We start from the raw sequence: 20,360 nt of genomic DNA, 5'->3' as shown, positions 1-20,360 counted from the left end.
CCGACGCAGCCGTGGAAGGAACCCGCCATGTCGCAGCACTCCCCCGGGATACCTCGAAGGACCGCCCTGTCCGCCACCGTCGCGACCGCCGTGGTGGGGGTTCCGGCGCTGGCGTCCACGGCGTCGGCGAGCCCCTCGGCCGCGTCCACCGGGCGGGAGGCCGGAGACCGGCCCGTCACCGCCCAGGCCCCCGACCGCGAGTTGCGGGAACTGCTCAAGGAGATCGACCGCGACCGGATCGAGGCGACCGTACGCCGGCTCGCCGCGTTCGGGACGCGGCACACCCTGTCCACCCAGGACGACCCCGAGCGCGGAATCGGCGCCGCCCGGGACTGGATCCATGCCGAGCTGAGGCGGTACGCCGAGGCATCCGGCGGCCGGATGACCGTCGAGCTCCAGTCGTACATACAGGAGCCCGCCTCACGGATCCCGGTGGCGACCCGTATCACCAACGTCGTCGCGACACTGCGCGGTTCGGTCGACCCCGGCCGTGTCCATGTCGTCTCCGGCCACTACGACTCGCGCGCCACGGACGTCATGGACGCGGTGAGCGACGCGCCGGGCGCCGATGACGACGCCTCCGGTGTCGCGGTGGCGATGGAACTGGCCCGTGTGATGGCCAGCCGCCGGCCCGCCGCGACCATCGTCTTCGCCGCCGTGGCCGGTGAGGAGCAGGGGCTGTACGGGGCCGCGCACATGGCGGAGCGGTTCAAGGCGGCGGGAGCCGACGTCCGGGCCATGTTCACCAATGACATCGTCGGCAGTTCCCGGGCGGACGACGGCACCCGCGACCCGTACACCGTGCGGCTCTTCGCCGAGGGCGTGCCCACCTCCGAGACCCCGCAGCAGGCCGCGACCCGCCGCTCGATCGGCGGCGAGAACGACTCGGCGACCCGCCAGCTCGCGCGCTTCGTCCGGGACGTCGCGAGCAACGACGCCACGGGCATGGACGTCCGGGTGGTCTACCGCCGTGACCGCTATCTGCGCGGTGGTGACCACATCCCCTTCCTCGAACGCGGCTACAGCGCGGCCCGGTTCACCGAGCCGGCCGAGGACTTCGCACACCAGCACCAGGACGTCCGGGTGGAGGACGGCCGGCAGTACGGCGATCTGCCGGAGTTCTGCGACTTCGGCTACATCGCCCGCGTGGCGCGCGTCAACGGCGCGGTGCTGTGGACCCTGGCCCAGGCCCCGGGGACTCCGCGCGGGGTGAAGATCGTCACCAGCTCGCTGACCAACGCCACCGAGCTGGTGTGGGAGCGGGGGACCGAACCCGATCTGGCCGGTTACGAGGTGGTGTGGCGCGAGACGACCGAGCCGGAGTGGACCCATGTGATCAGGGCGGGTGACGCGACGCGTCACACCGTGGACCTGTCCAAGGACAATGTCTTCTTCGGCGTCCGCGCGGTGAACCGCGCGGGTCACCGCAGCCCGGTCACCTTCCCCGCACCTCAGAACTGACCGGCCCGGTCCGTCACGTTGCCCCGGGGCGGCTCGCCCCGGGGCTTCGAGGCATCCGGGCTCCGGGGCTCCGGATCGCGCGCGGGGTCAGTGGCGCAGGGCCCATTTCTGGACCGACTCCAGCGGGCCCGTCCGGAAGCGCCGCAGCCACAGGGTGGAGCCGGCCATCAGCACGGCGCACACCACCGCCCACAGTCCCATCACCCACCACGGCCGCCACGACTCGCCGAGTCGGTGCGCGAGACCGAGGCCGATGCCGTACGAGACGGACACGCACAGCACGTTCTGCAGGACGTAGCCGGAGAGGGCGGTCCTGCCGACGCCGGTGAGGCCGTTCAGCAGGGGGCCCTGACGCCGTACCCGTTCCACCAGCGCACCGATCAGTCCGAGATAGCCGAGCGCCATCAGCGGACCCGCGACATACCGGTCCAGGAAGAAGAGGTCCGGGCCGGCTTGCGAGAGTGCGACGCTGAGCGGGAGCCCGAGGCCCAGGCCCCATACGAGGAGGCGTGCGCGGAGGCGGCGCCCCGTGGCGTCGGAGCCGAACGCGCCCGCGCGGAAGAGCCGTACGCCCAGCAGGAACAGGAAGACGAGCAGGCAGAACGTCAGCAGCGGCTCCATACGGAAGTCCAGCGCGTTGTCCAGCCGGAACCTGACCTGTTCGAGGTAGCCGCCGTGCGCGTACAGGTCCACCACCTCGGGCGACACGGACTCGCCGCCCTGCGAGCCGTCCGCCAGGAGCCCCGCCGTCAGCAGCCCGATGAGGGCCAGATGCAGCCCCGCCGCCCACCACATCACCCGGTGCCGCGCCTTCGGCGTACGGGTCAGCAGCCAGGCCACGAGCAGCGCGGTGACCGCGTACCCCATCAGGACGTCCCAGGCGAAGACGAAGATGAAGTGCACCGTCCCCTCGGCGAACAGGAACAGGGCCCGCCATCGGTACCGGCCCGGCCAGGGCTCACCGCGCCGCTCGGCCGCGCCGTGCTGGATGGCCAGGCCCACGCCGAACAGGATCGTCAGCAGCGACAGGAACTTGCCGTTGGCCGGCAGCCGCATCGTGCTCTCGGCCGCCGCCGGGAAGGAGTCGAAGGACATCTCGCCCTGCCCGCCGCTGAGGACGGCCCATTCCGCGCCGGGGCTCGTGAAGATCCAGACGTTGGTCATCAGCGTGCCGAGGATCGCGACCCCCCGCATCACGTCGAGCAGCGGGAGACGGGCAGGCCGGCCGGGCGTCGTGGCCGCGGAGGTCAGGGTCTCGGTCATGGGTTCATCGTCCCGGCGCGTCCGGCCGGTCACGTCATGACCGCAGACGAACAGCCGCTACATCGAAGGATGTACGAGGCCCGCGCGCGGTGCCGTCATCCGTCGCGCGGGCCGGTGCGCGCCCGGACGAGTACGTCCGAAGTGCCGTCTGCCCGGGAACGCCTTCCGGCGGACGACGCCACTTCGGACGGGCACGTCTAGGCCTTCTCCGCCAGGTCCCCCAGGAGGGCCCAGGTGCGGCGTCGGTCGGCCTCCCCGGCGATGTCCGTCCCCGCGAACACCACCTCCGTCGCGCCGGCGTCCCGGTAGCGCCGTACCTCGGCGGCGACCGTCGCCTCGTCTCCGATCACGGCCACATCGGCGGCCCGTCTGCCGCCGGAGAGCTCGATGACCCGCGCGTAGGACGGGATCTGCTCGTAGAAGGCGAGTTGTTCCGTGGCCTTCGCGCGTACGGCGTCGACGTCGTCGGTGACCACGCCGTACACGAGGGCCACGATCCGGGGAGCGGGCCGGCCGGCGGCCTCCGCGGCCGTGGTGACGGCCGGGACGATGTGCTCCGCCAGCGCGCGGGGCCCCGCGAGATAGGGCAGGATCCCGTCCGCCAGTTCACCACTGGCACGCAGCGCCTGCGGCCCCATCGCCGCCACGAGCAGCGGCACACCGGCCTCGGCGCCCGGCACCCGTGCGGGCAACGGCGTGTTCGCGGTGAGCAGTTCGCCGCGGAAGTCGGCGGTGCCGGTCTCGGTCAACTGCCGCAGGGCGGTGAGGAATTCACGCAGCCGCGCGACGGGCCGCTCGAACGGGATACCGAAAGCCCCCTCGGCCACGAGTTTGCTGCCGAGCGCCAGTCCGAGGTGATAGCGGCCGTGCGTGGCCGCCTGCGCGGTCAGGGCCTGGCCGGCGACGATCAGTGGGTGGCGTCCGAAGACGGGTATCGCGGATGTGCCCACCTGAAGCCCGGGGACCTCACGCCCGACGATCGCCGCGAGCTGAGGCGAATCGGCGCCCAAGGTCTGACCGAACCACGCGGACCGCAGCCCCGCCGTCGCGGCCTCCTGAGCCAGCCGCACGGTGGCGTCGATCTGATTGTCGGGACCGGTCGCGTTGAGTGCTACTCCCACAGTCATGTCCGTGCGAACCAGCGGCAATCGACACGCATTCCGGTTGGCGCGTGACGGCTTCTTTTCAACTGTGTGAACGCGGCCGCGGGTTCCCGACCCGGCCAAGGGCCCTCACTCCGGCGAGGGGTCGTCCAGGGGCAGCCCGCTCGCCCGCGCGATGTCGTCGACCACACGCTGATCGCTGGTGCGGCGCCGCTGTTCGGCGTCGAGCCTGTCCCGCATCGCGCGCAGCTTGTCCGGGTCACCGGCGACGTCGGGCGGCACCAGGGACATGACGCCCTTGGCGAACTCGCCGTCGCCGAGCTGGGCGACCACATGGTCGGCGCGGTCCTCACGTCCCGGTTGCATCGCGCCGATCAGGCCCAGCAGGTTCAGCAGTTCCTGCTGGATCTCCTGTGTGAAGAGCTCTCTCTCCGGGCCGTCGAGCTGCAACCGAACCGTCCCGCCACCGCCCTCGGACCACCTGCGGATGATCTCCATGAGCAGGTCGAACCGGTCCTCGTTCATCCGGACCCTGAGGGTCTCCACATAGAGCGCGTAGCGCAGCCGTGCGACCTCTCGCGCGTCCTCGTGCGACTCAGAGATGGCGACATTCCCCTCCGTCGAGCCGGCCAACGACGGCCACGAAGCGGGAGAAACACGGTGGTGACCGCCCCGGACCGTCACTGGCTTCAGCATATCCGCGAGGCCGCCCGCACAACCGGGACGTCATACGTCATACGTCACCCCGTCGCCCGTCACACGCCATCCTGCCCGCCCATGACGTGCCGCTCGCGCCTGCGCCTCACACGAACGGCACAGCGAGGCAGGCGAGGCGAGCCCCCGCCGTCCCCGCCTCGCCCGGGTCCGTCATGGTGCCGTGGTCGTGGATCACCACGGAGCGCGCCTCGCCCCGCCGGAAGCGCCAGTCGTGCGCGGACTCGGCGACGCCCCGACCTCGGGCGTCGCTGATGAAGTCCAGCCAGATCTCGTTGGCCGCGTTCGCGTAGGCGGGGTCGGTGGAGGGCTGGTGCGGATCCTTGACGTGCTGGTAGTGCGGCCCCGCCTCCTCGGGGACGCGTCCGCAGGGCTTGGTGTGCACATGCGCCCCGTACACGCGGTTCGGGAGCAGGCCGGACACGGCGAGTTCGATCCCGGTGCCCCTGGCACCGGTGCGCTCGACCACGGTGATGTGCGCCCCCACGGGCACCTTCGTCACGTCATACGTCACCGCGTCCGGCGGGAAGTACGGGGACGGCGGCAGGAATCGGCCCTCTGCCCGCACCCCGGGGGAGCCGTCCCGCGCCGATGCCACGCTGAGCGGCGTCGCGAGCAGCGCGGTGGCAGCGAGAACGGCTGAAACCGAAGCCTTGGAACGGAACTTCACGAGCGGCCTCCTTCGACGGGTCTGATCACCATGTCAACGGAGAAGGGCGGGCCGAGGATGTGCGGGAACCCGAACGGATTTCGGCCGACCGCCGACCGCCGACTGACGCGGTGCGCGACACGTACGCTCCCGCGTCACCGCCCACCGCCGCCGCACACCGTCACTGCCCGTCGTCGCCCGCGCCGACACGGCGGCGGGACATCCGCCGATCGGCGGTGTGACCGCTCAGCCGCCGTCGGCGGGTGTGCGATCGGCGAAGACGCCGTGCAGCATGCCGGTCGCCTGCCCCACCTCCACCAGATAGCCGTCGGGATCGCGCAGATAGCAGCGGAGTTCGGCCTTGCGGTCGAGCGGTTCTGTCAGGAAGTGCGCGCCCTTGGCGGTGGCCTGCTCGTAGAACGCGGCCAGATCGGCCACCCGCACGTTGAGGAAGGACGACACGGGGTCGCCGGGCTCGGGCGCGGTGAGGACGACCTCGGGCTTGTCCGGGGTCGGCCCGCCACCGGGGTTCATGATGATCCAGCCGTTGGCGATCTTCACGATGCCCGGATTCTCCGCGAGGACCACCTCGCCGCCGAGGATGTCCGCGTAGAAGCGGCTGGAGACATGAACGTCCCGCACGGTCAGGAAGTGTGTCAGCACCAGCCCCTGCGCGGGGGCCGGCAGATCCTCTCGCTTCGCCATCGATGTCGCCCTCTTCCATCGGCCCGCGGCGAGTCGGGGCAGCCGTCTCCACCCTGCTGGCACCGGGGTACCCGGGCAACTCGGCGTCCGGGCGTCGGGGCGGGTCCGAGCCTCCCCGGCGCCCGTGTCGTATGAACCGTCGACGGCGCCGACTCGGGCTGACCGTCGGGCTGAACACCCGTACCTCGGGCCGCCATTGACATGATCGAGCACTTGTCCAATCATCATCCAGACAGTTACGCCAGTGATGCCAGTGACATGAGCGATGCGAGTGATTGAAGGCACATGCTGATCAAACTGGTGAACAGCAGGGCGCCGCGGGCGGACGGATGAGACGCCCCGGTTCCGCACCCGGTCGGCCGTCTCGTCCCGGTTGATACACGCCGGTTGATACGTACGGATGTACGGGCTGGCATGTACAGGTCGACACACGCCGCGTCGATACGTACGGAGAGCGTTCGCCTGCGCTCGTCCGCCACCTCCCCGGGCGATGGCGCCCCACCGCGATGGCACCCCACCGCGATCGAGCCCAGCGCGATGGCGCCTCCCCGCGATACCCCCTCCGCAATGAGCCTCCCCTACGGGAAAGGGCCGGTCTTGTCGGCGATACGTACCTCCTCCACCACGGCCACGACCACCACCACGACACGGCAGTGCGCGGTACCGGCGCGGAGCGCCGACGCCGACGCGCCGCACCCGGAGAAGGGGACGCATCCGGCGCTGTCGCCGGCGCAGGAGCGGTTGTGGGCGCTCGCCCAGCTGGACGGCGCGAACGCGGCGTACAACGAGCCGGTGGCCTTCGCGCTGCGGGGTCCGCTGGACCGCGCGGTGCTGGTCCGCGCGCTGGACGCGCTGGTGGCCCGGCACGAGGCGCTGCGGACCCGGTTCGTCCCCGTGGCGGGCGAGGCGTACCGGCGGATCGATCCGCCGGACACCGGCTTCCCGCTCGTGGTGGAGGACCTGACCGGACAGCCGGACGCCGACGCGCGGCTCGCCGCCCGGCAACTGGAGGAATGCACCACTCCGTTCGATCTGAGCGCGGGCCCGCCGGCCCGCGGCCGGCTGCTGGTGCTGGACGCGCACCACCATGTGCTGCTCATCACGGTGCATCACATCGTGTTCGACGGCTGGTCCAGAAACATCATGCTGCGTGAACTGGGCGTGTTCCATACCGCGTTCCTGCGCGGCGAGGATCCCGCGCTGCCGCCGCTGACCTGGCAGTACTCCGACTACGCCGACCAGCAGCGGCAGTGGCTGGCCGGTGACGAGCCCGCCGAGCAGACCGCGTACTGGGCGCGGACCCTGGCCGACGCCCCGCCGCTGCTCGAACTGCCCACCGACCGGCCGCGCCCCGCCGAGCAGGACTACCGTGGCGCCCGGGTGCGGATCTCGCTCGACGAAGATCTCACCACGGCTCTCAAGGCGCTCGCCCAGCGGCACGGCACCACGCTGTACTCGACCCTGCTGACCGGCTGGTCCGTACTGCTGTCGCGTCTGACCGGACAGTCCGACATCGTTGTCGGCGCCCCCACGGCGAACCGCAGGCGCGGTGATGTCGCCGGGCTGATGGGCTTCTTCGTCAACACGCTCGCGCTGCGGGTCGATCTGTCGGGATCTCCGACGGGTGCCGACATGCTGGGGCGGGTGCGCGGCACCCTCCGGGGCGCCCTGGACCATGCCGACCTGCCCTTCGAGCGCGTGGTGGAACTCGTCAATCCGCCGCGCAGCGCCGCCCACACCCCGCTGTTCCAGACCATGTTCGCCTGGGTTCCCTCGCTGAGGGGTCTGCTCGATCTGGTGGACATCGAGGCCGAGCCTCTCGGCATCCCTTACGCGCCGGCCAAGTTCGATCTGGTGCTCGCGCTGGCCGAGGAGGACGGCCGGATCGTCGGCGATCTGGACTACGCCAGTGCCCTGTTCGACCACGAGACGGTCGAGCGGTACGCACGCTATCTGCGGCGGGTGCTGGCGCAGCTGGCCGAGGAGGCCGGCCGGGAGGTCGCGGACGTCGCCCTCATGGACGCGCGGGAGTGCCGGGAGCTGCTGGCGGACTGGAGCACCGCCGAGGAGACCGGGGCGCCCCCGGCCCCGTGGCCCGGCGGTCTGATCGAGCGCTTCGGGACCCAGGTGCGCACCCGCCCCACCGGGGCCGCCCTCGTCCACGCGGGCGAACGACTCGACTACGCCACGCTGGAGCGGCGCGTCAACCGGCTGGCCCACGCCCTGATCAGCCGTGGCGCGGGACCGGGCCGGGTGGTGGGCCTGCACGCGGGCCGGTCGACGGAGCTGGTGGTGGGTGTCCTCGGCATCCTGGCGGCGGGCGCCGCCTATCTGCCGCTCGATCCGGGCCAGCCCGCCGAGCGTCTCGCCGCCATGGTCGAGGACGCCGCGCCCGTCCTCGTACTGAGCGACGTCGTTCTGAGCGACGTCGTACTGAGCGGCGTCCCCGACGCACCGCGCGCGGACTGGCGCTCCCTGACCGCCGTCGAGGCCGAGGGGCGGCGCGACGACGCTCCCGGGATCGTGGTCCGCCCGTCGGATCCCGCGTATGTCATCTACACCTCCGGCTCCACCGGCCGTCCCAAGGGTGTGGTGGTGACGCACGCCTCCGTCACCCATCTGTTCGACCAGTGGCTGGCCCGGTTCGGCGGCGTGCCCGGCGAGGCGGCGTCGGCCTGGTCGAGCATCGGCTTCGACGCGTCGGTGCACGAGATCCTCCTGCCGCTCACCACCGGCGCCGCCCTGCATCTGGTCCCGGACGAGCTGCGCGGCGACCCGGAGGCGCTGATGGGCTGGATGCGGGACCACCACGTCGCGAGCGCGTTCCTGCCGCCGTCCTACGTCAAGTGGATCGACGAGGCCCCGGAGGCGCGGCTGAAGGGACTGGCGCTGCGCCAGCTGCTGACCGGGGTGGAGTCTCTTCCCGAGAGGGCGCTGTACCGCATGGAGCAGGTGCTGCCCGGCCTGCGGATCTGCTACGGGTACGGGCCGACCGAGGCCACGCTCTACACCACGGCCTACACCGGTCCGCGTCCGCTGGACCGGCCCTGCCCGATCGGCCGGCCGCTCCCCCGCACCCGTCTCTATCTGCTGGACGAGCGGCTGAGGCCGGTGCCGCCCGGGGTGGTGGGCGAGGTCTGTGTCGCCGGCGCGAGCCTGGCCGGTGGCTATGTGGGCCGTCCGGATCTGACGGCCGAACGGTTCGTCCCCGACCCCTTCGTGCCCGGAGAGCGCATGTACCGTACGGGCGATCTGGCCCGCTGGCTGCCGGACGGCAACGCCATGTACGTGGGCCGCCTCGACGACCAGATCAAGCTGCGGGGCTTCCGTATCGAACCGGGCGAGGTGGAGGCGGCGCTGCGGGAACTGCCCGGGGTACGGGAGGCGGCCGTGCTCGCCGACCGTGACGCACCCGGCGGGCCGCGTCTGGTGGCGGGCGTCGGCCGGGGGGACGCGGCGGCCCGGCCCCCGTACGAGTGGCGCGCGGCGCTCTCCGAGCGGCTGCCGGACTACATGATCCCGTCGGTCTTCGTCGAACTCCCGCGCCTGCCGCTGAACCGGAGCGGCAAGCTGGACCGTACGGCGCTGCTGGAGAGTTCACGGTCCGCGCTGCCCGCCCAGGTCAACACGGCCGCGCCGCGCGATCACGTCGAGCTGGCGCTCCACCGGATCTGGACGCGGCTGCTGCTCCATCCCGCCATCGGCGTCACCGACAACTTCTTCGAACTGGGCGGCACGTCGATCTCCGCCATCAAGGTGGCCCACGCCGTCCAGGAGGAGTTCGGCGAGACCCTGCCGATCCGCGATCTCATGCTGCACCCGACCATCGAGGCGCTGGCCGAGCGGCTGCGGAAGGGGGCGGCGCCGGCGCGGCCGGGCGACAACCTGATCGAGTTCCGGGCGGGCGACGGGGAGCGGCGGGTGGTGTGTGTCCATCCGGCGGGCGGGACCGCCTTCTGCTATCTGCCGCTGGCCGCCGCGCTGCCCGGGTCGGTCGGCGTGCGGGGCATCCAGTCCCCCGGCCTCAACGCCGGTGAGATACCGCTGCCCACGGTCGAGGCCATGGCGGAGGAGTATCTGAAGCTGGTCGACCCGCGGCCCGACGAGTCGCTGGTCCTGTGCGGACTCTCCTACGGCGGGCTGATCGCCCATGAGATGGGACGACGGCTGGCGTCGGCCGGACACACCCGGCTGAGCGTGGTCCTGCTCGACACGCACGGCACGGAGGACGCGGCGGAACGCGCGGCGATCGAGCCGGTGGACGCGTCCGAGTTCCGGGAGAAACTGGTCAGGTTCAACGGGATGTACCCGGGTATCGAGGACGACCAGATCGACCGGTACTTCCGTATCTACAACCACAACCGGATGACCGCCCGTGACTACCTGGCACCGGCGTCGGTGGCCCGGCTCGTTCTCGTACAGGCCACGGCGGACGGCGAGGACGGGGCGGAGGTGCGCGCGTTCTGGCAACGGCGGGCCGACGGGGGCCTGTCGGCCGAGCCGGTGGAGTGCGGTCACTGGGACATGCTGGAGAGCGACGAGCTGCCGCGGGTGGCCGAGCTGATCGAGGCCGAGCTGGCCCGGATGTCCGCCGCACCCGCCCCACCGGGCGGCGGGCACCCCCGTGTGGGGCGGCAGGCCGGTCCGTCCGTAGCGCTGGAGGCCTGATGCGATCCGGAACGGACCTCTCCGGAACGGGTTCTCCCGCCTCCCCGGGCGCCGGTGGTGTGGCGCGGGGGGTGTACGAGCAGGCTCTGCGCACCCCGGGGGCTGTCGCACTGGTTGACGGCGACCGGCGGCTCGACTACACCGAACTCGACGCCACCGGCGCGGCGGTGACCGGGGCGCTGCGCCGCGCCGGTGTCCGTCCCGGGCAGGCGGTTGCCGTCGCGCTGCCGCGCTCCTGGCAGCTGGTCTGCGCCATGCTCGGCATCCTGCGGCTCGGCGCCCGGGTCGTACCGCTCGACGCGCAGAGCCCGCCGGAACGCCGCCGCCATATCCTGACGGACTCGGCCAGTGTGGCGGTGATCCACGACGGGACGGCCGCCCCGGACGCCCTGCCCGACTCGGTACAGCCGCTGCCGGTGGCCGGACTCCTCGTGGCGGGCCACCGCGAACAGACCGAGCCGGAACCGCCGTTCACCGGCGCGCCGGTCTCCTTCCTCTTCTACACCTCGGGAACGACGGGCCGTCCCAAGGGAGTCGAGGTACGGGACGCCGGTGTCCTGCGCCTCGCCCGGTCCGGATACATCCGGCAGGCGGAGGGCGCGCGCTTCGCCTGTATGTCCAATCCGGCGTTCGACGCGCTGACTTTCGAGGTCTGGGTGCCGCTGCTGACCGGCGGCTGCTGTGTGATCCTCGGCGACGCGGCCGTCCGGACACCGCACGAGCTGGCGGCGGCGCTGCTGCGCGAACGCGTCGACACGGCGTTCGTGACGACGGCGCTGTTCAACGCGGTGGTCGACACCGTGCCCGACTGCTTCGCCGGGGCCGGGCAGGTCCTGGTGGGCGGCGAGCAGCTCAACGCCCGTCTGATACGCCGCTGGTACCGCCACAACGCGGAGAGCGCCACCCAGCTCTACAACGTCTACGGGCCGACGGAGTCGACCACGTTCGCGCTGTGCCATCCCGTCCCGCGCGACTTCGACGGGGACCGGGTGCCGATCGGGCGGGCCCTGCCGGGAACGGACACGCGGCTGGTGGTCCCCGGCACCACGCGTACGGCCGCGCCCGGTGAGACGGCCGAACTCCTGCTGGCCGGCGAGGGGCTCGCGGCCGGCTACCGCAACCTGCCCGAGGAGACGGAGCGGCGTTTCGTCCCGCTCCCCCGGCACGGCGACGGCCGCACCACACTCCACTACCGCACCGGCGACCTCGTACGCGCCGACGCGGACGGCCTCGTCGAGTATCTCGGCCGCGCCGACCGTCAGGTGAAGGTCCGTGGCTTCCGTGTCGAACCCGGCGAGCTGGAACGGCGGATCGTCGCGCATCCCGCCGTACGCCAGGCGTACGTCTGCACCCGTCGCGACGGAGAGGACGGGCCCAACGAACTGCTGGCCTATCTGGTGCTGGGCGACGAGTCGTCCGAGGAGTTGTCCTTCGAGGAGTTCGACCGGCATCTCGCGGCCGGGCTGCCGGCATATATGCGCCCGCACCATATCCATGTCGTGGCCGCGCTCCCCCGTAACGCCAACGGCAAGGTCGACCAGGCCGCGTTGGAGCGCGCCGGCCATCGCCCCTGGCGGAGTCCGCACGGCGAGGAGCCTGCCGCCACCGCCTGGCAGCGCGAGGTGCTGGGCGTGGCCGCCGAGATCCTGAGGGTGCCGCGACCGCGCCTCGACGACCGCTGGATCGCCGTCGGCGGCGACTCGCTCAAGGCCCTGCGGCTGCGTTTCGAGGTACGGCGGCGCTGGGGCTGCGAGCTGTCCCAGGCGGCCGTCCTCGACGGGAACCTCGCCGGGATCGCCGAGGCGATCGACCGGGCCAGGAACGCGGGTGACTCGCCCTACCCGGTGCCGGCCGCTCCCACGGGAGCGCGCTCGGCTCCGGCCACCAGCGAACAGCAGCGCCTGTGGCTTCTGCAACAGCGGACGCCGGGGTCCCGGGCGTACAACGTGGGTCAGGTCTTCCGGCTGGCGGGGACGGTCGACGCGGTCGCGCTGCGGCGGACGCTGCGGAGACTGGTGGAGCGTCACCCCGCGCTGCGTACGGCTTTCGAGGCGGCGCCGGAGGGGCTGCGCCAGGTCGTGGGCGAACCGTACGACCCGTGGGTCGACCCCGATGACGAGTCGTGGGCCGGCCCCGATGACGAGCCGTGGACCGAACCCGATCCGGAAGCGCTCCGTGAGGGAGGGACGGACGGGACGAGCACGACGGACGGGACGGACGGCGAGGACGCGGACGCGGACGCGGACGGACGGGCCTTCGCCGACCGGCTCTTCGGCCGTCCCTTCGATCTGGCCGAGCCCCGGATGCTGCGCGCGAGTTGGCTGCCCCGGGAGGGTGGCGGCCTGCTGTTGCTGCACCTGCACCACATCGCGGTCGACGGCTGGTCGCTCAATGTGCTGCTGGCGGATCTGTCGGCGGGGTACGCCGACGCTCTCCGGGGCGAGGACGCACCGGGCGCGGTGGACCCCGTACCCTCCTCCGGCTCCGGGGCGCCCACCCCGCTCGACTATGCCGTCTGGCAGGCCGAGTGGTTCTCCAGCCCCGCCTACCTGGCCCAGCGGGCGGAACTGCGCGCCCACTACGCCGGGCTGGACGAGACGAGTGAGCCGGACGATCCGGGCGAGCCGGACAGGACGAGCCGACCGGGCGCGCCGCAGGCGCCGGCCGGCTCCCGGCGGTCCTCGCGCGCGCGGCTGCTGCACACCTCGCTCGACGCCGTACGCCGCGCCTCCGTGGACCGGCTCTGCGGCGAACTGGGCCTGACACGTTTTCAGTTGCTGCTCGGGGTCTTCGCGTCGAGTCTGTACGGGGTGACCGGCGGCACCCGTCCGCGCGTCGCCGGTCCCGTGGCCAACCGGCCCGTGCGGGAGTTCGAGACCAGTGTCGGCATGTTCGCCAACACCGTCCTGCTGCCGCTGGCCGTCGCGCCACGCGAGGAACTGCGCGGTCAGCTGCGGCGCCTGGGTGCCGCCGCTCGGGAGGTGCTCGACCGGCAGGACGTGGCGCTGGCCGACGTACTGGCCGATCGCGAGACGGGCGCCGGTGGGGCGCCGCCCTTCGACTTCCTCTTCGTTCTGGAGAACACCGACTTCGGCGCGCTGGCGCTGCCGGACTGCTCCTCCCGGCCCCTGTGGTGGGCACCGGCCGAGGCCAAGTGCCCGATGACGCTCTCCGTCGTCGAGCACGCGGACGGTCTCGACTGCCTGTGGGAGTACGCCGACGACCGCTTCGAGGCCGCCGAAGTGGAGGCGATGGCAGGCCTGTTCGGGCGCGCTCTGGATCTGCTCGCCGACGGGGCGACCGCGACCCCGGCCGAGCTGGCGGCTCCGTACCGCCGCGCGCTGCCCGAGCCCGGCCGCGCCGAGCCCGTGTCCCTGATCTGCACGACGGTGGCGGAGGGGTTCGCGCGGCAGGTCGCGCGTACACCCGACGCGCCGGCCCTGATGAGCGGCGACGGCACCGTCAGCCGCACCGAAAGCGACGTCGTCGTGGTCAGCTACGCCGAACTCGACGCCTACGCGGCCTCGCTCGCCGCCGAGTTGCGGGCGGACCACCCGCTGCCGGAGGAGAGTGACCGGCCCTGCCACGTCGCGCTGTTCCTCGAACCGTCGGTCGAGCACGTAGTGGCGCTCCTGGCGCTGGCCCGGCTCAACCTGACCATCGTGCCGCTCGATCCGTCCTATCCGCCGGCGCTGCTGCGGCGGATCCTGGAGCAGGTGGAGCCGCTGTGCGTGCTGCTCCCGCCCGGCGGTGACGCGGCGTTCGACGCCGTCGATCCGGGCGGCGCCGTACGGCACCCGGTCATTCTGTCGACCGCCGGCGGACCGGCCGAACCGGCGGCCCGCCCCGCGCACGACGGTGCCCGTCCGCTCTACACACTGTTCACCTCGGGCTCCACGGGCACCCCGAAGGGCGTGCGGGTGCCGGACCGCACGCTGAGCAACCTGTTGCAGTGGCAGGCGGAGTCGGGCGGTCTGGCGGCGCCCGCCGCCACCCAGCAGTTCTCCATGCTCTCCTTCGACGTGTCCTTCCAGGAGATCTTCGGCACGCTGTGGACCGGCGGATGTCTGCATCTGGTGCGGCCCGGCTGGCGGCAGGACGCCCCCGCCCTCCTCGATCAGCTGGAATCGGCCGGTGTGGAGCGCGTCTTCATGCCCTACGTGGCGCTTCAGCTCCTCGCCGAGCACGCCGTACACCTGGGCCGGTATCCCTCGCGGCTGCGGGAGGTGGTGACGGCGGGCGAGCAGTTGGTGTGCACCGACGCGATCCGCCGCTGGTTCGCGGGCATGCCGGGCGCGCGGCTGTTCAATCACTACGGCCCGACCGAGACGCATGTGGTGAGCGCCCTCTGTCTCGACGGCGACCCGGTGCGCTGGCCGGACCGCCCGGCCATCGGCCGGCCGGTGGCGGGCGCGGTACTGCGGGTGGTGGACGAGGCGGGCGAGCCCGCGCCGCCGGGCCGCACCGGTGACCTGCTCATCGGCGGAACGATGGCGGCCCGCTGCTATCTCGGCGACACGGAGCTCAACGAGGCGCGATTCGTGGAGCTGCCCGGCCTCGGCCTCTTCTACCGCAGCGGTGACCGGGCGAGCTTCGACCGGGAGGGCCTGCTGCACTACCGGGGCCGGGACGACGATCAGATCAAGCTGAGCGGACACCGGCTGGAGCTGGGAGAGGTCGAGGCGGCGCTGCTGCGGCACCCGGAGATCGTCCAGGCCGTGGTGGTACGTGACGGCGACGAGCTGGTGGCCTGCGTCCAGCGCCGCGACCGTACGCCGGGCCTGGAAGCGGACCGGGACGCGGGACAGGAACCGGTCCGGGCGCCGGGACAGGCACCGGGCGGCACACCGGGACCGGCGCTCACCGCCCGGACTCTCACGGCCCATCTGGCACCGCTACTGCCGCCCCATGTACGGGTCAGCCGCTTCCGGCTGCTGGGCGCCCTGCCGCGTACCCCCAGCGGCAAGCTGGACCGCGGCGGTGCCCTGCGCGCCCCGGGCGAGGAGCTGCGCCGTGGTCCCGAGACGGCGGCCGGCCTCGCGGACGTTCCGGCGAACCCGCTCTCGCCGCGAGAGGCCGGGCTCGCCGAGGCGTTCGAGGCGGTGACCGGCTCGGCCATCGGCCCCGACCAGACCTTCTTCGACGCCGGAGCGTCGAGCCTGGGACTGATGCGCTTCCACTTGCGCTGCACCACCGAACTGGGCCTTCGCTTCACCGTCGCCGACCTGTTCGAGCACGTCACGCTCCGCGCGCTGGCGCGCTTCCTCGACGGACGGGCGTCCACGGCGGAGCGGGATCCGAGCCGCGCCGCTGTGGCCGTCACGGCGGCCGTCACCACCGAGGCCGCCCCTGTGGGCGCCGTCGCGGCCGTCACCACCGAGGCCGCTCCTGTGGCCGCCGTCGCGGCCGACGAACCGATCGCCGTCATCGGCATGGCGGTACGGCTGCCCGGCGCGCCGGACCTGTCCGCCTTCTGGGACATGGTGAGGGCGGGCGGCAGCGGGATCGAGCACTTCGACGCACCCGACGGCATCGTCGGGGCGCGCAGCCAGATGGACGGTCTGCTGGCCTTCGACCCGGACCACTTCGGCATCAGCCGGCAGGAAGCCCGGCTGATGGACCCCCAGCAGCGGCAACTGCTGATGAGCTGTGCCGACGCACTGGCACACGCCGGAATCGCCGCCCCCTCCGCCCGGCGCGTCGGACTGATCGCCGGTGCCGGTGAGAACACCTACTTCCAGGCCATGCTGCGCGAGGCCGACCCCGCACAGCTGCCCGACGGCTTCCAGCTGGCCCTGCACCACGAGAAGGACTTCCTCGCGACGAAGGCCGCTTACCACCTGGGCCTGACGGGACCCGCCTTCACCGCCCAGGCGGCGTGCGCCAGTTCTCTGGTCGCCGTCCACCTCGCCGCCGGGCTGCTGCGCCAGGGCGACGCCGACGTGATGCTGGCCGGCGGGGTGCTGGTCGACACGGAGCTGACCGACGGATACCGCTACCGGCCGCAGCACATCTTCTCCGTGGACGGACACTGCCGGGCATTCAGCGACGACGCGAGCGGCACCATCGGCGCCAGCGGTGTCGGTGTGGTGGTGCTCAAGCCTCTGCGGCAGGCCCGGCGCGACGGGGACACCGTGTACTCGGTGATCACCGGCTCTGCCCTCAACAACGACGGTTCCGACAAGCTGAGTTACAGCGCTCCCTCGCTCTCCGGTCAGCGCGAGGTGATCCGCGCGGCCCTGCGTCGTGCCGGCCGCGGCGGGGCCGACCTGGGCTATGTCGAGGCGCATGGCACCGGCACCCGGCTGGGCGACCCGGTCGAGGTCGGCGCTCTGCGGCAGGCGTTCGACCTGGCGGAGTCCGGTCGCTGCGCCCTGACCTCGGTCAAGAGCCAGATAGGTCATCTGGGCGCCGCGGCGGGTGTGGTCGGGCTGGTGCGTGCCACCCTCGCCGTGCATCACGGCCTCATCCCGCCGCACGTCGATTTCCATGCCCTCAGTCCGCAGATCGGTCCCGATCCGACGCCGTTCCACATCCCGACCGAGGCGCGGCCCTGGCCCGCCGGGCGGGACCGGGTGGCGGCGGTCAGCAGCTTCGGGATCGGCGGCACCAACGCCCATGTGCTCCTCGAAGCGGACGAGCGGGGCGACGCGCTCGCGCCGGACGCGACGGAACCGTGCCTGGTGCTGTCGAGCAGCAGCGAGGCCGGTCTCCGTAGGGACGCCGCCCGTATCGCCGACTATCTGACGGCCCGTCCCGAGGCGTACCGGCGGGTACTGCGCCATGTGCAGGCGGGCCGGCCGGCGCGTCGGCTGCGGATCGCGGCGGTCTGCCCGGACGCGTCGACCGCGGTGGAGTGGCTTCGTACGGCGGTCGCGGTCACCGCCACCGTCGCCGAAGAAGAACCGGCAGGGGAACCGCTCGCGGCGGCGGGCCGGTCGGCGGAGGAGCTGGCCGACGCCTGGCGGTCCGGCCGCCGGATCGACTGGCCGGCCGGTCCCGCGCAGGCGCCGTGGGACTTCCCGCCGCCCGCGTTCGAACTGTCGGAGTACGACTTCGCCCGCACCGCGCGACCGGCGCGACCGGCGCGCCCGGTCGATACTGCGGGCGGCGAGCGACCGTCGCGGCTTCCTGAGGCCGACTGGCTGCACCAGCCCCACTGGGTACGGCTGCGCGGGGCCGTACCCAGGACCGCCGCGTCGCGTACCTCCCGTCTGCTGGTGGTGCTGACGGACCGTCCGGCGCCGCCCGAAACGGTCCGCGCCTTCGCGGCGGTCCACGCCCGAGTGGTACGGGTCAGCTCGGCCGGCGCCTTCGCCCGGCGGGGCGAGGATGTCTTCGAGGTCGACCCGTCCGACCACATATCGCTGGGCCGGTTGCTCGACGCGCTGGCGGAGGCGGGCCGGGACGGCATCGACTGGCTGCACGCGCTGCCCCTGGCCGTCGAGGGTCCGGTCGGTTCCGACACGCTGGCGCGGGCCCACCGGGCGTGTCTCGACACGCCGGCCGCGCTGGTACGGGCGGTGGCCGACGCGCCCGGGGCACCGAGGGTGCGGCCGTGGTGGCTGTCGTACCGCGCCAGACCGGTCGACGGCTCCGTATCACGCCCGGAACTCAATCTCCTGGCCGGTGCCGTCGAGGTGGCACCGCAGGAGGGACAGGTCGACGGCCACTGGCTGGATCTCCCCAGCGCGGATCTGGCCGGCTGGGCTCCACAACTGGCCGCGTTGCTGGCCGGGACGGACGCCGAGGCCGGTCCCGGGGTCCGGCTGCCGCGACAGCTCGCACTGCGCCAGGGCTTCTGGTGGGAGCGGATCACGCTTCCGGTGTCCCCGGCCGCAATCGCCCCCATGGCGCTGCTCGAAGGGGAGACCGACGAGAGCGAGGGAAGCAAGGAGAGCGTCCATCTGGTTCTGGGCGGCACGGGCGGCCTCGGCACCGCCCTCGCCGCCTGGCTCCTCGAACGGACCGAGGGCCGGGTCCTGTTGCTGGCCAGAACATCCCGGCTTCCGGCGGAGCTGACGCCCTGGTCCGACCGGGTCGAGCTGATCGAGGCGGACCTCGCCGCGTCGACCCACTCGGCACCCTCGGCACCCTCGGCACCCTCGGCACCCGAGGAGATCCTGTCGCGGATCGGGCGACGGACGGCGCGCCTCGACAGTGTGATCCACGCGGCCGGCGTGGCGGCCGGCGGACTGCTCGTACGGCGGGATGCCACCGCGATGCGGCAGGCGACGGCGGCCAAGGTGCAAGGCGCGCTGCTGATGGAGCGGTTGATCGAGCGTTACCTGCCGGAGGTCGCCGTCTACTGTTCGTCGATGTCGGCGCTGCTCGGCGGCGTCGGCCAGTTCGACTACGCCGCCGCCAACGCGCTCCTCGACGGCTTCGCCCACCACCGGACGGGCGACGCCGAGACCACCGCGCGGATCACCGTCAACTGGGATGTGTGGCGCGAGACCGGAATGGCGCTGCGGGCGCCCCTGTCCGACGCCCGCCACCAGGCGCATCTGTCGGTCGGCCTGACGGTGGACGAGGGGAAGCGGCTGTTCGCGCGAGCCGTCGGACTGCGGCTGCCGCAGCTCCTCGTCTCCACGACCGGTCTGGACGAGTCCCGCGTCTTCTACGCCGCGTCAGCGCCGTCAACCCCATCCGTGCCATCAGTGACATCAGCGGCCTCGTCATCGACAACCGATCCCGTTCCGGCACCTGTCACGGATTCCGGCGGCGGCGAGGACGGGCGCGAGGGCAGGGGCGGTGCCACGGTCACGGCGGCCGGTCTCCTCACCGCGTGGTTGTCCGAGTGGGTGGGTGTCGACCGGCTCGACCCGGACGTACCGCTCTACGACCTGGGCGCGGATTCGCTGACGATGCTGGATCTGATCAGCGAGGTCAAACGGCACTTCGGGGTCGAACTCGAACTGTCGTGGCTCAGCCACCGGGTCTCGCTCAACGAGATCCTGACGCGACTCGGCTCGGCGACTCCCGAAGGGACCGTATCCGGAGCCGCCGACGAGGAAGTGGCGCTGGAGGTCTGGCACGAGGGCACCGGACGCGAGGTGCTCTGTCTGGTGCACCCCGTCGGCGGTGACATCCAGGCGTACCGGTCGCTGGTGTCCGCCCTCGACCCCCGGCTGACGGTCTGCCTCATCGCCGACCCGGCGCTGCGGCGGCCCGTACCGCCGGACTGGACCCTGGCGGAACGCGCCCGGCGGTACCGCGCCGCGCTGCTCGCCCGCTTCCCGGAGGCGGCGTGGCGCCTGCGGCTGGCCGGGTGGTCCTTCGGTGCGTGGGTGGCCGCGGAGATGGCCGTGGAAGCGGAGGCGGCCGGCCGGCCCGTGGAGGCGCTCCATCTGCTCGACCCGCCGCCGCCAGGTGCCGGAACACTGTTCCAGGAGTACGACGGGACACAGCTCGAAGCGGTGTTCGCGGCCGAACTCCGCCACAGCGGGGACGAGTCGGGCGCGTCGGCCGGTGACCACGCGCGGGCCTATGCGGAGCGGCTGGCCCACTGCTGCCGGGCCAATCTGCGCAGCATGGCCGGCCACCGGGTGCGACGGCTCGCCGTCACCCCCAGCGGTCTGTGGCTGGCCGAGCGGCCGGTGGCGGGCATGCCCTCGCTCGGCTCCCCGGAAGAACAGCGGGCGCTGTGGCGGCCGTACCTTCCGGAGTCCACCGCCTGGCACCGGCTCGACACCACCCACTACGGCATCGTCCGGCCGCCGTACGTGGACGCGGTGGCCGAGTCGATCAACGCGGGCGCGTACGACGCGCCCGAGCACCGCTGACCGCGCCGGTGT

The 20,360-nt window shown here is 72.6% G+C and carries 8 protein-coding genes; 3 read left to right on the top strand and 5 right to left on the bottom strand.

Annotated features, from left to right (window positions below; all coding sequences use genetic code 11):
• Positions 1-27 precede the first annotated feature (27 nt).
• Positions 28-1,461 (top strand): M20/M25/M40 family metallo-hydrolase, encoded by a 1,434-nt coding sequence (locus tag CU044_RS11225; protein WP_129768364.1) that lies wholly within the window; start codon positions 28-30, stop codon positions 1,459-1,461.
• 87 nt (positions 1,462-1,548) lie between these two features.
• Here CU044_RS11225 and CU044_RS11220 read toward each other — a convergent pair whose 3' ends face one another.
• The 5 genes from CU044_RS11220 to CU044_RS11200 all read right to left on the bottom strand — a co-directional run bounded on the left by CU044_RS11220 (position 1,549) and on the right by CU044_RS11200 (position 5,895).
• Positions 1,549-2,724 carry a DUF418 domain-containing protein gene (locus tag CU044_RS11220; protein WP_129768363.1) on the bottom strand — a complete coding sequence of 392 codons (1,176 nt, stop codon included), beginning with the start codon at positions 2,722-2,724 and terminating at the stop codon, positions 1,549-1,551.
• Between the two features lie 197 nt (positions 2,725-2,921).
• Positions 2,922-3,851 (bottom strand): LLM class F420-dependent oxidoreductase, encoded by a 930-nt coding sequence (locus tag CU044_RS11215; RefSeq protein WP_129768362.1) that lies wholly within the window; start codon positions 3,849-3,851, stop codon positions 2,922-2,924.
• Between the two features lie 105 nt (positions 3,852-3,956).
• The gene (locus CU044_RS11210; protein WP_240045491.1) at positions 3,957-4,460 is read right to left on the bottom strand and encodes a hypothetical protein; all 504 of its coding nucleotides are present in this window, start codon (positions 4,458-4,460) and stop codon (positions 3,957-3,959) included.
• A 169-nt stretch (positions 4,461-4,629) separates the two neighbouring features.
• Positions 4,630-5,211, bottom strand: coding sequence for a superoxide dismutase family protein (locus CU044_RS11205; protein WP_129768361.1), 582 nt, complete (start codon positions 5,209-5,211; stop codon positions 4,630-4,632).
• 225 nt (positions 5,212-5,436) lie between these two features.
• The gene (locus CU044_RS11200; RefSeq protein WP_129768360.1) at positions 5,437-5,895 is read right to left on the bottom strand and encodes a VOC family protein; all 459 of its coding nucleotides are present in this window, start codon (positions 5,893-5,895) and stop codon (positions 5,437-5,439) included.
• A gap of 720 nt (positions 5,896-6,615) precedes the next feature.
• On the opposite strand from CU044_RS11200, the gene CU044_RS11195 reads away from it, so the two are divergent.
• Positions 6,616-10,563 carry an amino acid adenylation domain-containing protein gene (locus CU044_RS11195; RefSeq protein ID WP_240045513.1) on the top strand — a complete coding sequence of 1,316 codons (3,948 nt, stop codon included), beginning with the start codon at positions 6,616-6,618 and terminating at the stop codon, positions 10,561-10,563.
• On the top strand, positions 10,563-20,348 hold the full coding sequence (locus CU044_RS11190; RefSeq protein WP_129768358.1) for a non-ribosomal peptide synthetase: 9,786 nt from the start codon (positions 10,563-10,565) through the stop codon (positions 20,346-20,348). Before CU044_RS11195 ends, CU044_RS11190 begins: the two co-directional genes overlap by 1 nt.
• The last annotated feature ends 12 nt before the right edge of the window (positions 20,349-20,360 follow it).

The organism is Streptomyces sp. L-9-10 (assembly GCF_004151105.1).
Lineage (GTDB): Bacteria > Actinomycetota > Actinomycetes > Streptomycetales > Streptomycetaceae > Streptomyces.
Note: the sequence above shows the minus strand (reverse complement) of the source record. Positions and strands in the feature narration are given on the sequence as shown.

Coding starts and splice junctions, on each gene's coding strand:
- CU044_RS11225 (WP_129768364.1), top strand. CDS start 28: ATGTCGCAGCACTCCCCCGGGATACCTCGAAGGACCGCCCTGTCCGCC.
- CU044_RS11220 (WP_129768363.1), bottom strand. CDS start 2,724: ATGACCGAGACCCTGACCTCCGCGGCCACGACGCCCGGCCGGCCTGCC.
- CU044_RS11215 (WP_129768362.1), bottom strand. CDS start 3,851: ATGACTGTGGGAGTAGCACTCAACGCGACCGGTCCCGACAATCAGATC.
- CU044_RS11200 (WP_129768360.1), bottom strand. CDS start 5,895: ATGGCGAAGCGAGAGGATCTGCCGGCCCCCGCGCAGGGGCTGGTGCTG.
- CU044_RS11190 (WP_129768358.1), top strand. CDS start 10,563: ATGCGATCCGGAACGGACCTCTCCGGAACGGGTTCTCCCGCCTCCCCG.